We start from the raw sequence: 13388 nt of genomic DNA on the forward strand, positions 1-13388 counted from the left end.
CATGGCGGGGCAGGAAGGAACGCGAGCCGTCCTGGTGACCGAATCGGCACCGGTCAAGGTCGAGGGCACCCGTCCGCGGCTGCGTACCGGGCGTCGTCGGATCGGGGATGGCCTGGTCGAGATCCCGATCCGGGAGGACATCGAACCTGCCGGGGCGATACTCACCAATCCTGTTGTCGCCGAGTCCAAACGGGAGTGCGGCGGGTGTGGTCGACCGGTGGGCCGGGGGAGCGCCCGGGGGCCAGGTCCGAGCGAAGGGGTGTGCCCGCATTGCGGCGCGCTGTTCTCGTTCTCGCCGCAACTCGAGACCGGCGAGCTGGTTGCGGGCCAGTACGAGGTTCAGGGCTGTATCGCCCACGGCGGTGTCGGCTGGATCTATTTGGCGATCGACCGCAATGTCAGCGATCGGTGGGTGGTGCTCAAAGGCCTGCTCCAACCCGAAGCGCAACAGGCGCAGGCGATCGTCGTCGCCGAACGCCAGTTCCTCGCGATGGTGAACCACCCCGGAATCGTCAAGATCTACAACTTCGTCGAACACCCGGGGTTCGACGGCCGCCCGGTCGGCTACATCGTGATGGAGTACATCGGCGGGACCACGCTGGAGGCCATCCTGGACAAGCAGCAGGCGGCGTCGGGCGGAGCAGACAAACCGATGATGCCGGTGGAGCAGGCGCTCGGCTATCTGCTCGACGTCATGCCGTCGCTGTCCTATCTGCACTCGCTCGGCCTGGTCTACAACGATCTCAAGCCCGACAACATCATGCTGACCGAGGACAACATCGAGTTGATCGACATGGGTGCGGTGTCGGGCGTCGGGGATTTCGGGTATATCTACGGCACCAAGGGCTTTCAGGCGCCCGAGATCGTCCGCACCGGCCCATCGATCGCCACCGACGTCTACACGGTGGGCCGTACGCTGGCCAAGCTGACCGTCGACCTGCCCAACGATCGCCATGCCGAGACATTGCCGGCCCGCGACGAGGTGCCCTTGTTCGCGCGCTACGAATCCTTCTATCGGCTGCTGGCCCGTGCGACCAACCCCCGTCCGGCGCAACGGTTCTCATCGGTCGAGGAGATGGCCGACCAGTGCCGGGGTGTCCTGCACGAGATCATCGCCGAACAGACCGGCTCGCCGACCCCCCGGGTGTCCACGCTGTTCAACCCGCCACGCTCGAGCTTCGGCGTCGATCTGGCGTTGCAAGGTACCGATGTGTTCGTCGACGGCCGTCGACGCACCGTTGCGCTGGAGGCCCGCGACGTCGCGGCCGCCCTGCCGGAGCCGGTCCCGGTGGAGGAAGCCGACGACGAATGGCGGGAGGACTGGGACGACGGGATCGCCGGCCTGGCGACCGGCGATCTCGGGGCGGCGCTGGCATGCTTCGAGCGGGTCGTGGCACTGCTTCCGGGTGAGGCCGCGCCCAAGCTGGCGGCAGCCGCGACAGCTGAACTGCTGCTCGCCACTGATGACGCGCCGGATGCCCAACGGTTGCGGCAGTTGGCAGAACGGTACTACCGGACGTTGTGGCGCACCGATCATGCGATGGTCAGCGCAGCGTTCGGCTTGGCCCGGCTTCTTGCCGGCCAGGGCGACCGGCCCGCCGCGATCGATGTGCTCGATCACGTTCCGCTGACCTCGCGCCATTACGGGGAGGCCCGACTGACGTCGGCGGTGATGCTGCTCGACGGGCGCACCAGCTCGGAGATCACCGAGGCGGACTTAGGGGATGCCGCACGGCGTGTGGGCGGCCTGCCCGAGACCGAGCCGCGCGTTCTGCAGATCCGCGCATTCGTTCTCGGCGTCGCGCTCGACTGGCTCCGGTCCGGCGCGGCGAGCCCCACCGGCGAGCAGATTCTCGGCCACGCCTTCGACCAACGAGGTTTGCGCGTCGGCATCGAGGAGGTGTTGCGGGAACTGGCGCGGCACTCGCCACGGCGGCGCCATCGCTACCGGCTTGTCGACGTGGCGAATTCGATCAGGCCGCCCACCTGGATGTGAGCTACTCGCCCGACCGGGTGACGCCTCGCACCACCGCGACGCAGAGGTCGGCGCATTCGGCCGCGAGATCCTCGGTGGTTTCGGCGGGATCGGCAAGCCAGGCTTCGATGATCTGGTTCACCCCACCGACCATGAACTGAGCGCCGCGGCGTAGCTCGGCCGCGCTCGGTGTCGCGGAGTGCAGGACATCGGGTGCGAGTTGGACGATCAGGGCGGTGATCATCTCCAGGATGTGCGTGCGGTGCTGTGCCAGACCGGCAACGCTGCTCACGTCGCCGGTGGCGATGCGGTGGATGTGGGGGTCGGCGGCAATGATGTCGAGGAACGCGGTGAGCGCTGACCGCAACTTGTCGGTCAGCGTGCCCGGGTCGCCGACGCCCGCGTTCACCAGCGCGGTGAGCAACTGGTCCCGCACGTCGTCGGAAATGGCGAACAGCAACGCGTCTCGGCTCTCGAACTGTTCGTAGAAATAGCGCGACGTCAGCCCCGCGGCGGTGCAGACGGCGCGCACCGTCACCTCGGTGATCCCGGATTCGCCCCAGATCTGGCGTCCGGCGGCGAGCAGCTTGACCCGTCGTTCCGTGCGGCGGTCGGCCGCACTGACGCCGCCGTAGCCGCGCATCACCTGTACGCGCTTCATTGACAGCACCCTACCTGCAGCCTAGATTCTGACTACATACGTAGTCAGTCGGCTTCGGTCGGCTCTGTCCAGGAGGTCACGTTGGACATCCCGGCCCGCCATCCCGAACGGCCGCTTGCCGTCCCCGGCGCCATTCGGACGTTCGCGATGATGCTCGGCGTTCGCAATCCCGACGCGCGGCAATGGCGCCGGCTCGGCGAGCGATTGACGGCCGGGGACGATCCGATGGACCGCCTGGTCGACTGGATGTCGTCGGCGGGGATGGCGCAGATGCGTCCACTGTTCGAGAGGGCGCTCGCCGAGGGTATCGACAACGTGCCCGACGCCCCGGAACCGTTGCGCGAGTTCTTCGTCGGCGTCGAGACGGCCCCGGCGTGGCTGGACCGGGACAAGCTCCGAAAAGGGCAGCGCGCGCTGCGTCGAGGCGGTTCTGACGGCATGTCGATCGCACGCGATGTGTCTCTGCTCGGCGGCTACCAGTTCTCCGGGTTCAACAAGACCCTGCTGCGCACGGGCGCCCTGGAGAAGGGGTCGAACAAGCGCTTCGCCGAGACGATGCAATGGGCGATGGACGTCATCTCCGACGGCGGCCTCGCCCCCCTGGGGGTCGGATACCGGTCGACACTGCACGTGCGGTTGATCCACGCATTCGTGCGCAGGCACGTGGCCGCGATGCCGGACTGGCGCGCCGACGAGTGGGGTCTACCCGTCAACCAGACCGATATGGCCGCGACGCTGGTCGGTGCCCTGATCGCGCCGCCGGTGGCCTCGCTGGCGATGGGAATCGTGCCTGCACCAGGCGAACTCGACGCCGTCGCGCACCTGACCCGCTACGTCGGATGGCTGATCGGCGTGGAGGACGAATGGCTGCCCAAGACGTTCCGCGACAGCATCCGCGTGCTCTACCACACGTCCACCGCGCTGGCAGTTCCCGATGAGACGACGAAGCAGTTGTCGGTCCCGATGGGAGCGGATCCGCTCTCATGGCACTACCGCGGTATCCGGGGCCTGCGTCGGCGCCTGGCGTGGGCGCAGCACCTTTCGATCACCAGCGCGTTCCTCGGGCCCAGTGCGATGCGGGTCCTGGGCCTCCCGGCCTACATGCCGCCGTGGTACCCGCTGGTGAAGATGCCGGTCAATCTGATCCGCAGCGGGGTGGCGCTGGCACTGCCCGGCGGTATGGATCGCGCGGCCGAGCGAGGCCGGCGCGAGCAACAAGCCTTGCTGCACACCATCATCGGTGACACTGCGGCGAACATCGGCGAGTCCGCGTCCCACGTGAGCAGCGCAGCCTGACTGCCGGATACGTCTAGCGGTCCATCGAGCCGATGAAATAGGTTTCGTGGCCCGTGGGGTAGCCGCCGCCGTCGGTGGCGATGTGGACGTGGTCGAAGTGGTTGAGGGTCTCGTTCCCGTAATCAGCGGTCCAATGCGGCGCCCCGATCCCCGGGTAGAGGCCCTGCCGCCAGATCACGTGGAGCACACCCCACCGCTTGGCGTTGGCCAGGGCGAAACCGGCGATCTGGTTACCGAGCTCGATGCCTTGCTTGGAGTGGTAGTTCGGGATCATCACGTCGATAGCCAGCCCGTTGGGATGCCACTTCAGCGCATCCTGCCGATATCCGCCGATGGTGGTGATCTCGGGGAACATCACCGCGATGGCGCGCGCCACCCAGATGGTCTTGACCTGGAGGCCGCCCTCGGATGCCGGGCCCTTAGGGAGGGAGAACTGGAAGTCGCGGGCGACCACGGGCGCACTGGCTGCCACCAACGCGGCTTGAGGAGCCGCCGACGCGGGCGTGGGCTGTTGCTGCGCTGCCGGCGGTGTCGCGGCGAGGAGCTCCGGGCAACACGTCGACTCGGTGTTCTGGACGTAGACCATGCCCGCGGCAACGGCGACCGAGACCGCGAGCGCCAGCAACCGACCCCTGCTGCCGGACAACCGTCGTTTCCCCACGGCAGCAATTTACTGCGCTGGCCGGTCCGGCGGGACCGGAACCGCGCGTGGCAACCTCGTGTTTTTCTTGCTGGCACCCCGAGTTGGCCGAATTCCGGCCGTCAGGGCGTGCCCGACGCGGTACCGGCCTGCAGATGAGGTGGGCGGGTTTCGGGAAACCTGCGATGGATGGCGTCGATCAGGTGGTGCGTCTGGTACAGATCGGCACGCAACTTGCTGATCTCGCGGCGATCGCATGCCGAGGATCGGCGCTTGCGCTGCTCCGCTTTCTCCAGCAGTGTCGACACGTCCTCCACGTGGCGCCACAACTCACCCAGAAGGTGCTGAGCCTGAGCGACGTCGGCGGAGTCCGCGAAGTGAGCCACGTTACGGATCGTGCCATTTGTGTGTTGGATCCGCTCACTCGGGAGAACATTGACTATGGGCCGGATGCAGCGGATTCTGAACCCATGGTCGGGATCAGCGAAGAAATCATGATCGCCGAACTGCTGATCCGCCTCGGGGCGGCCTATCCGGACACGACCGATGAGGACATCACGGGATCTGTCCGCCGCGCCCAGGAGCACTTCCATTCCAGCCCTATCCGCGAGTTCGTGCCGCTGCTCGTGGAGCGTCGCGCGCGAGCGGAGCTTTCCAGGCCGATCGTCGGAGTCTGATGGTTGGGCGACGACGTTTCCGACGTGAGGGCCGCTGAACCATCGAGCAGTCCAGCCCTGGCGTAGACAACGACGCACGCACCCGCGCGAGCGGCTGGAATCTTCCGCGCGACGGCGTCCGCTCGTAACGGTTCGGATCGTCCTGATTTGATCGCCCTGAGCCGAACCCACGCAAAGGTTGCAGCCAGCGGGTATCGGTAATTGACGGCGATGTTTCCCGTTAACGTGCGTTGACAGCTAATCCGGCCACTCCTAACGTCCCGCCCAGACTCGGCGACGATGGGAATAGATGTGGGATCCGCACGGGAGTGCTCGGACAACGCGGCAACGACGCCGCTGCCGCCGTCATGCGTCGATGTCCCGCGGCGATCGGGCTGACGCCGTGCCCGTCTTCCTCGGCAGTCGGTCCTGATGGGGATCGCCTGGGCCAAACCCGCTTTCGCGGTCGGCGATTTCGTCGTTTTGGCGGGCGAGACCTTCGCCGCGATGGTGCGCCCGCCGTTCGCCTGGCGCGAGTTGCTCGACCAGATCTGGTTCGTGGCGCGGGTGTCGATCGTGCCCACCGTCGTGCTGTCCATCCCCTACACGGTGTTGATCGTGTTCACCCTCAACATCGTTCTCCTCGAGGTCGGCGCCGGCGACCTCTCCGGTGCCGGCGCGGCCCTGGCGTCGGTGACCCAGGTCGGCCCGGTGGTGACCGCGATCGTCGTGTCCGGCGCAGCCGCCACCGCGATGTGCGCGGACCTGGGCGCGCGGACCATCCGCGAGGAGATCGACGCGATGAAGGTGATCGGGGTAAACCCGGTCCAGGCGCTGGTGGTGCCGCGCGTGATCGCGGCGACTTTCGTTGCACTGATGCTGTATTCGGTGGTCGCGGTGGTCGGGCTCACCGGCAGCTACGTGTTCGTGGTGTACGTCCAGCACGTCACGCCAGGAGCCTTCGTCGCCGGGCTGACGCTGCTGACCGGGCTGCCGCAGGTCGTGGTGTCTCTGGTCAAGGCACTGCTGTTCGGGCTGTCGGCCGGCCTGATCGCCTGCTACAAGGGGTTGTCGGTGGGCGGCGGCCCGACCGCCGTCGGCAACGCGGTCAACGAAACCGTGGTGTTCGCCTTCATGGCGCTGTTCTTCATCAACATCCTGGCCACTGCCTTCGGCGTGAAGGTGGCGCCATGACAACGACTTCCGAGGACCGTGGACCCGCGATCCTGAACCGGGCGGTGGACGGAACCCGCCGCGTGGGGGAGCAGACCGCCTTCTACGGCCAAGCTTTGCTGTCCACCGGGGACGCGTTGCGGCGCTACCCGGGCGAGGTGCTTCGGCTGATCGCCACGATGGGCATGGGCACCGGGGCGCTAGCGGTGATCGGCGGCACCGTCGTGATCGTCGGGTTCCTGACCCTGACCACCGGGGCATTGATCGCCGTCCAGGGCTACAACACGCTGTCCAACGTCGGAATCGAAGCGCTCACGGGTTTTCTGGGCGCCTTTCTCAACGTCCGGTTCATCGCTCCGGCAACCGCAGGTGTGGCATTGGCCGCCACCATCGGCGCCGGTGCCACCGCGCAACTGGGCGCCATGCGGATCAACGAGGAGATCGACGCGCTGGAAGTGATGGGTATCCGGGCGATCACCTACCTCGCATCCACCCGCATCGTCGCGGGAGTGATGGCGGTGGTGCCGATCTACACGGTCGCGGTACTGATGTCTTTTCTGGCCACCAGATTCGGCACCACGATCATCTACGGCCAGTCGCGCGGTGTGTACGACCATTACTTCACCACGTTCCTGCATCCAGCCGACCTGGTGTGGTCGTTCACCGAGGCGCTCGCGATGGCAGCCGCCGTGATGGCCATCCACACCTACTACGGCTACACCGCCACCGGTGGACCCGCCGGGGTGGGTGAAGCGGTCGGCCGCGCGGTCCGCACGTCGATCACGGCCGGAGTATTCATCCTGTTGACCATCACGCTGTCCGTGTACGGGCAGTCCGGAAACTTCCACCTGTCGGGGTAGCCGCGATGACCAATTCACCCCGACGAGAAAAGATCGACCCGATCTGGTGGGCTCCGGTCCTGCTCATCGTGATCGTGGCCGTGACCGCCCTGACCGCACTGCTGTTCACCGGCACGCTGCGCCGTACCGTCCCGCTCACCCTGGTCTCCGATCGGGCCGGCCTGGTGATGGAGGACGGCGCCAAGGTCAAGCTGCGCGGCGTCCAGATCGGCGAAGTCTCTTCCATCACCGCCGATGCCGCGGCGGGGGAGGCCGGCGCGAGGCTCAGACTCAAGATCGATCCCGACGATTTCGCGTACCTCCCCGGCAACGTCGAGGCGGAGATCAAATCCAGCACCGCCTTCGGCGCCAAATATGTCGACCTCATCGTCCCGGAAGGCCGTGCGAGTCCCGAGCGGCTGCGACCGGGCGCGGTGCTGCACTCGCGCAACGTCACCGTCGAGGTCAACACCGTGTTCGAAAACCTGCAGTCTGTCGTCACCGCGATCGACCCGGCGAAACTCAACGCGGTCCTCGCCGCCGTCAGCGAATCCCTGCGCGGCAAAGGGGAAGTCATCGGCCAGGCCATCACCGACGCCGACAAGGTGCTGCTCGCGGTGAACCCCCGGATGGACACCATCCGTCAGGACTGGCAGTTGTTCGGAGGGACGACCCAGGCATACTCCGACGCCGCGCAAGACATCCTGTCGATCCTGGACTCCTTCTCGACGACTGCGAACACCATCAGCAGCCACGGCGGGGCACTCGACGAACTCCTGCTGTCCGCGGTCGGCTTCTCGCGCTCGGGCGTAGACACCCTCGGCGCCAACCAACCCAACCTCGTGCGTGCGCTGAACCTGATCGATCCCACCACCGCACTGTTCATGAAGTACTCGCCGACCTACACCTGCCTGTTCCAGGGGGCGGTCTGGTTCCTCGAACACGGCGGCCGGGATGCGCTGGGCGGCAACGGAAAATCCGTGATCATGGATGCGGCCCTGCTGGCCGGCGACGATCCCTACCGGTATCCGGACAATCTCCCCGTGGTCAACGCCACCGGCGGACCCGGTGGCAGGCCGAGTTGCGGCTCGCTGCCGGACGTCAGCAAGAACTTCCCGGTGAAGTACCTGGTGACCGACACAGGTTTCGGCACAGGACTGGACGTCCGGCCCAATCCGGGTATCGGATTTCCCGGCTGGGCCAACTATTTCCCGGTCACCCGGGCGGTGCCGGAACCACCGAGCATCCGCTATCCGGGCGCGCCGGCGCCGGGTCCGTTGCCGCCCTACCCGGGCGCACCCGCTTACGGCGCAACCGAATACGGACCTGACGGAGCGCCGCTGTTCCCACCGCCACCGGGGACTCCGCCAGGCCCGCCGCCGGCGCCACAGGAGGGACAGCCATGAGACGCGCGACGTTCCGCGTCGCGACGCGGGTGGTGCTGTTCACCGCATTGAGCCTGGTCTTCACCTTCATCCTGGTGACCGTGTTCGGACAGTTCCGATTCGACTCACGGGCGTCCTACAGCGCGGTGTTCACCAACGTGTCCGGGCTCAAGGGCGGCAATTTCGTGCGCATCGCCGGCGTCGAGGTCGGCAAGGTCAAGGATCTCACCCTGCACAAGGACGGGACGGTCACCGTCGACTTCGCCATCGACAAGGGCCTGACGCTGACCGAGGGGACCCGCGCAGCGGTGCGTTACGAGAACCTGATCGGCGACCGCTACCTGTCCCTGGACGAGGGACCCGGATCTGTTCGCAAACTTCAACCAGGACAGTCGATTCCGTTGCAACGCACCTCGCCCGCCCTGGATGTGGATGCCCTGATCGGCGGATTCCGGCCGCTGTTCCGCGCGCTGGACCCGGATCAGGTCAACGCGCTGTCCGGCGAACTGCTGAAGGTGTTCCAGGGGCAGGGCGGCACCATCTCGTCGGTACTGGCCCAGACCTCGGCGCTGACCACCACGCTGGCCGGGCGCGACCAGCTGATCGGTCAGGTGATCACCAACCTCAACACCGTGCTCGGCACGTTCGCCGAACGCGACGAACAGTTCGCCGAAGGTCTCGACAAGCTGTCGGAGCTGGTGGCCGGGCTGGCCGAACGCAAATCCGACATCGCCACCGGGACGGCCTACATCAACGCGGCGGCCGGCTCGGTGGCCGACCTGCTGACCACCGCTCGCGAACCGATCAAAGAGGCGGTGACCCAGACGGATCGGTTCTCCGGGCAGATCATGGCCGACCGGGACTACGTGGACGACCTGGTCAAGACCCTGCCCGACGCGTACCAGGTGCTCGCCCGGAACGGGCTGTATGGCGACTATTTCGGCTTCTACCTGTGCGACGCGATTCTCAAGCTCAACGGAAAAGGCGGCCAGCCGGTGTATGTCAAACTCGCCGGCCAGGATTCGGGACGGTGCACGCCAAAATGACGCGACTGACACTCACGCGGTTCACCATCAAACGGCCCACGATCAAGGCGCTGGCAGAGCGCAGCCGGCCGGCCGTCGGTGCGGTGGCCATCCTGCTGCTGGCTGCCGCGGTGGTGGCGGCCTTCTCCTACGACAAGATTCCGTTCATCAAGGGCACCTCCGATCACTCTGCGTACTTCTCAGAGGCCGGCGGCATCAAATCCGGTAGCGACGTACGGGTTTCGGGGCTGAGCGTGGGTCGGGTCGCGCAGGTCCGGCTCCAGGGCGCCCGGGTGCTGGTGGACTTCACCGTCCGTGACGGCGTCGAACTGGGCGAGCGCACCGAGGCGGCGATCAAGACCGAGACCGTGCTCGGAACCAAGGTGCTGGAGCTGACCTCCCGAGGCGACGGCACCCTGACCGGACCCATCCCGATCGAACGGACCACCTCGCCCTACGACCTGCCCTCCGCGCTGGGGGATCTGACCACCACGATCAGCGGACTGGACACCACGCAATTGTCCTCGGCGCTCACCACATTGGCGGACACGTTCCGCGACACCCCACCGGATCTGAAACTCGCGCTTCAAGGCGTGGCCCGGTTCTCGGACACGCTCAACGTCCGTGACGCCCAGCTGCGCAAGCTGTTGGCCAACGCCAACAAGGTCACCGGTGTGCTCGCCAAACGCAGCGACCAGATCGCCAACCTGGTGGTGACCACCAACGCACTCCTGGCCGAACTGCTGTCCCAACGTGACTCGGTCGACGCGCTGATGAACAACCTCACCGCGGTGTCACACCAGATCTCGGGTCTGGTCGCCGACAACCGCACGCAACTCAAACCCGCCGTCGACAAGCTCAACGGGGTGCTGGAGATCCTGGACAACCGCAAGGGCGAACTGCAGCGCACGCTGTATCTGCTGCGCCGCTATGCGATGTCGTTCGGCGAAGTGCTCGGGGCCGGACCGTTCTTCAAGGCGTCGCTGGTCAACCTGCTGCCCGGGCAGATCGCCCAGCCCTTCGTCGATGCCGCGTTCTCCGATCTGGGCCTGGATCCCAATGTGCTGCTGCCGTCGCAACTGGTCGACCCGGGTACCGGCCAGCCGGGTACCCCGCCGCTGCCGATGCCGTACCCGCGCACCGGGCAGGGTGGGGAACCGAACCTGTACCTGCCAGACGCGATCACCGGCAAGCCGGGAGATCCGCGTTATCCGTACCGGGAACCACTGCCCGCTCCGCCGCCGGGTGGGCCGCCGCCCGGACCACCCGCATCGGCCCCCGCACCAGGGGAACTCCCGCCGCCCAGTTTCGGGCCGCCGGTACCGGCCGAAGGCGGGCGGTGACCATGTCGACACGCGTACTGCGGACCGCAATCGCCTCGGCGCTGAACGTCATCCTGGTCGTCGCGATCACCGTGGTGGCCACCCCTTGGTGGGATCGGGTCAGGGACAACACCTTCACCGCCTACTTCGACAACACCAACGGGCTCTACACCGGGGACGAGGTGCGCATCCTCGGCGTGGCGGTGGGAACCGTCGAGAACATCGAACCCCAACCCGACGCTGCCAAGGTCACCTTCACGGTCGACAGGCAATACCCGGTGCCTGCCGATGTCCAGGCGGCGATACTGTCGCCGTCGCTGGTCAGCGCCCGCGCACTTCAACTCGTTCCGGCCTACGAGAGCGGCCCGAAACTGGCCGACGGCTCGGCGATTCCACGGGAACGCACCGCGGTTCCCGTCGAATGGGACGATCTGCGCCAGCAGTTGGAGAAGCTTACCGACTCCCTGCAGCCCACCACCCGCGGCGGGCCCAGCGCGGTCGGCGAGTTCGTCAACAGCGCGGCAGACAATCTGCGCGGCCAGGGCGATACCGCACGGGACACGGTGATCAAACTGTCGCAAGCGGTTTCGGCGCTGGGCGATCACAGCACCGACATCTTCAGCACCGTCCGCAATCTGCAACTGCTGGTGTCCGCGCTGACCTCGAGCAGCGATCTGCTGGCGTCGTTCAACACCAACCTGGCCGACGTCAGCACCGTGTTGAGCAACAGCCCCGACGAGGTGGCCAACGCCACCCAGGCCCTCGACGTAGCGGTCAACGACCTGCGCGGGTTCGTCGCCGAGAACCGTGAGGGCCTCGGCGTCACGTTCGACCGCCTCAACGCGATCACCACCGCACTCAACGACAGCCGCGCCGACGTCAAGCAGGTCCTGCACATCGCGCCGACGGTGTTCCAGAACTTCATGAACATCTACCAGCCGGCGCAGAGCGCGGTGACCGGGATCCTGGCACCGGTCAATTTCGCCAACACCGTTCAGTTCATCTGCAGCGCAATACAAGCCGCATCCCGGAAGGACTTCGAGCAATCGGCGAAGTTGTGCGTGCAGTACCTCGCGCCGATCATCAAGAACCGCCAGTACAACTTCCCGCCGCTCGGGATCAATCCGTTCGTCGGGGCGTCGGCTCGGCCCAATGAGATCACCTACAGCGAGGACCGGCTCAATCCGCACCTGCCGCCGCCGGCGGCACCGCCACCGACGGAATCCCAGCCTGCGCCGATCCAGACCGATCCCGCACTGGGGCTGCCCGGCCTGATGCTGCCGGGAGGCACGCCATGAGGCGGATTGTGGTCGCGGCACTCGTCATCGTGTGCCTGTCGGCGATCCCGGGATGTGAATGGCGCGGGCTGAACTCACTGAGTCTGCCGGGAACCGCAGGCAACGATGACGGCTCGTACACCATCCAGGCGCAGTTGCCCGATGTGGTGGTGATCCAGCAGAACACCCGGGTGCGCGTCGGAGACGTCAACGTCGGCAATGTCACCAAGATCGAAGTCCAGGACTGGCATGCCCTGGTGACCATGCGCATCGACGGCGCCGTCCACCTGCCGGCCAACAGCACCGCCAAACTCGGGCAGACCAGCCTGCTGGGCTCCATGCACATCGAACTCGCGCCGCCGGTGGGCGAGGCGCCGCGCGGCGAACTCACCGACGGATCGGTGATCCCACTGTCGGCCGCCGCCACCTATCCGAGCACCGAGCAGACGCTGGCTTCCGTGTCGGTGCTGCTCAACGGCGGCGGGCTGGCCCAGCTGCAGGAGATCAATCAGACCTTCGCCAAGGCGCTGTCAGGCCGGGAGAACGACATGCGCAGCCTCCTGGGCCAATTGGACACCTTCATCGCCGGGCTCAACGCTCAGACCGAGGACATCATCACCGCCACCGAGCGACTCAACTCGCTGGCCGGTCAGGTGGCGGCCCGGGACGAAACCGTCGACACCGCGCTCACCACGATCCCGAAGGCGCTCGCCGTGTTGTCCGAGCAGCGCACCAAGATCGCCGATGCCGTCGACGCACTCGGAAAGTTCAGCGCCATCGCCACCTCGACGGTCACCCAGACCAAGGAGTCGCTCGTCAACAACCTGCGCAACATCGCACCGGTGTTGCGGGAACTGGCCAACGCGGGGCCTGCGCTCACCCGGGGTCTTGACTTCCTGTCGACCTACCCGTGGGTGAAGAGCACGCTGGCCAACTGGTTCCGCGGCGACTTCGCCAACATCACGCTGGTGGTCGACCTGACTTTGAGCCGGATCGACAGCAGCCTGTTCACCGGGACCCGGTGGGAAGGCAATCTCACCGAACTCGAAATGCAATGGGGTCGCACCATCGGCCAGATGCCCAGCCCGTACACGGCAGGCAACCCGCTGATCGCTCCATATCGATGGGGGGCGTACTGA

Annotated in this window: 13 protein-coding genes; 10 read left to right on the top strand and 3 right to left on the bottom strand. The window is 66.6% G+C overall.

Features of this window, described 5'->3' with window-relative positions; genetic code table 11:
* Position 1: 1 nt before the first annotated feature.
* Entirely contained in the window at positions 2–1996 is a 1995-nt protein-coding gene (locus ACNQR1_RS19260) for a tetratricopeptide repeat protein (RefSeq protein WP_418047451.1), read from the top strand.
* 1 nt (position 1997) lies between these two features.
* Here ACNQR1_RS19260 and ACNQR1_RS19265 read toward each other — a convergent pair whose 3' ends face one another.
* Positions 1998–2636 carry a TetR/AcrR family transcriptional regulator gene (locus tag ACNQR1_RS19265; protein ID WP_418047452.1) on the bottom strand — a complete coding sequence of 213 codons (639 nt, stop codon included), beginning with the start codon at positions 2634–2636 and terminating at the stop codon, positions 1998–2000.
* 81 nt (positions 2637–2717) lie between these two features.
* On the opposite strand from ACNQR1_RS19265, the gene ACNQR1_RS19270 reads away from it, so the two are divergent.
* Entirely contained in the window at positions 2718–3932 is a 1215-nt protein-coding gene (locus ACNQR1_RS19270; protein WP_418047453.1) for an oxygenase MpaB family protein, read from the top strand.
* A gap of 13 nt (positions 3933–3945) precedes the next feature.
* Here ACNQR1_RS19270 and ACNQR1_RS19275 read toward each other — a convergent pair whose 3' ends face one another.
* Both ACNQR1_RS19275 and ACNQR1_RS19280 read right to left on the bottom strand, forming a co-directional pair.
* Positions 3946–4602 (bottom strand): glycoside hydrolase, encoded by a 657-nt coding sequence (locus tag ACNQR1_RS19275; RefSeq protein ID WP_418050414.1) that lies wholly within the window; start codon positions 4600–4602, stop codon positions 3946–3948.
* A gap of 92 nt (positions 4603–4694) precedes the next feature.
* The gene (locus ACNQR1_RS19280; RefSeq protein WP_418047454.1) at positions 4695–4958 is read right to left on the bottom strand and encodes a hypothetical protein; all 264 of its coding nucleotides are present in this window, start codon (positions 4956–4958) and stop codon (positions 4695–4697) included.
* Positions 4959–5042: 84 nt separating this feature from the next.
* Between ACNQR1_RS19280 and ACNQR1_RS19285 the strand changes: the two genes are divergently transcribed.
* The 8 genes from ACNQR1_RS19285 to ACNQR1_RS19320 all read left to right on the top strand — a co-directional run bounded on the left by ACNQR1_RS19285 (position 5043) and on the right by ACNQR1_RS19320 (position 13388).
* A complete protein-coding gene (locus tag ACNQR1_RS19285) occupies positions 5043–5249 on the top strand; it encodes a three-helix bundle dimerization domain-containing protein (RefSeq protein WP_418047455.1) in 207 nt (68 codons plus the stop codon).
* 411 nt (positions 5250–5660) lie between these two features.
* Entirely contained in the window at positions 5661–6422 is a 762-nt protein-coding gene (locus ACNQR1_RS19290; RefSeq protein WP_418047456.1) for an MlaE family ABC transporter permease, read from the top strand.
* Positions 6419–7261, top strand: a complete 843-nt coding sequence (locus ACNQR1_RS19295; protein WP_418047457.1) for an ABC transporter permease — start codon at positions 6419–6421, stop codon at positions 7259–7261. The genes ACNQR1_RS19290 and ACNQR1_RS19295 overlap by 4 nt, the downstream gene beginning before the upstream one ends.
* A 5-nt stretch (positions 7262–7266) precedes the next feature.
* Complete coding sequence (locus ACNQR1_RS19300; RefSeq protein WP_418047458.1) at positions 7267–8646, top strand: MCE family protein; 1380 nt, start codon at positions 7267–7269, stop codon at positions 8644–8646.
* Positions 8643–9671, top strand: coding sequence for an MCE family protein (locus tag ACNQR1_RS19305; RefSeq protein ID WP_418047459.1), 1029 nt, complete (start codon positions 8643–8645; stop codon positions 9669–9671). Before ACNQR1_RS19300 ends, ACNQR1_RS19305 begins: the two co-directional genes overlap by 4 nt.
* A gap of 41 nt (positions 9672–9712) precedes the next feature.
* On the top strand, positions 9713–10993 hold the full coding sequence (locus ACNQR1_RS19310) for an MCE family protein (protein WP_418050415.1): 1281 nt from the start codon (positions 9713–9715) through the stop codon (positions 10991–10993).
* On the top strand, positions 10990–12270 hold the full coding sequence (locus ACNQR1_RS19315; protein ID WP_418047460.1) for a virulence factor Mce family protein: 1281 nt from the start codon (positions 10990–10992) through the stop codon (positions 12268–12270). Before ACNQR1_RS19310 ends, ACNQR1_RS19315 begins: the two co-directional genes overlap by 4 nt.
* On the top strand, positions 12267–13388 hold the full coding sequence (locus ACNQR1_RS19320; RefSeq protein WP_418047461.1) for an MCE family protein: 1122 nt from the start codon (positions 12267–12269) through the stop codon (positions 13386–13388). The genes ACNQR1_RS19315 and ACNQR1_RS19320 overlap by 4 nt, the downstream gene beginning before the upstream one ends.

The sequence above is a fragment of the Mycobacterium sp. 48b genome (assembly GCF_048282725.1).
Classification (GTDB): Bacteria; Actinomycetota; Actinomycetes; order Mycobacteriales; family Mycobacteriaceae; genus Mycobacterium.

What these genes read in the sequence shown, in the direction of transcription:
- ACNQR1_RS19260 (WP_418047451.1), top strand. Translation starts at nt 2, where the DNA reads ATGGCGGGGCAGGAAGGAACGCGAGCCGTCCTGGTGACCGAATCGGCA.
- ACNQR1_RS19265 (WP_418047452.1), bottom strand. Translation starts at nt 2,636, where the DNA reads ATGAAGCGCGTACAGGTGATGCGCGGCTACGGCGGCGTCAGTGCGGCC.
- ACNQR1_RS19285 (WP_418047455.1), top strand. Translation starts at nt 5,043, where the DNA reads ATGGTCGGGATCAGCGAAGAAATCATGATCGCCGAACTGCTGATCCGC.
- ACNQR1_RS19290 (WP_418047456.1), top strand. Translation starts at nt 5,661, where the DNA reads ATGGGGATCGCCTGGGCCAAACCCGCTTTCGCGGTCGGCGATTTCGTC.
- ACNQR1_RS19295 (WP_418047457.1), top strand. Translation starts at nt 6,419, where the DNA reads ATGACAACGACTTCCGAGGACCGTGGACCCGCGATCCTGAACCGGGCG.
- ACNQR1_RS19300 (WP_418047458.1), top strand. Translation starts at nt 7,267, where the DNA reads ATGACCAATTCACCCCGACGAGAAAAGATCGACCCGATCTGGTGGGCT.
- ACNQR1_RS19305 (WP_418047459.1), top strand. Translation starts at nt 8,643, where the DNA reads ATGAGACGCGCGACGTTCCGCGTCGCGACGCGGGTGGTGCTGTTCACC.
- ACNQR1_RS19320 (WP_418047461.1), top strand. Translation starts at nt 12,267, where the DNA reads ATGAGGCGGATTGTGGTCGCGGCACTCGTCATCGTGTGCCTGTCGGCG.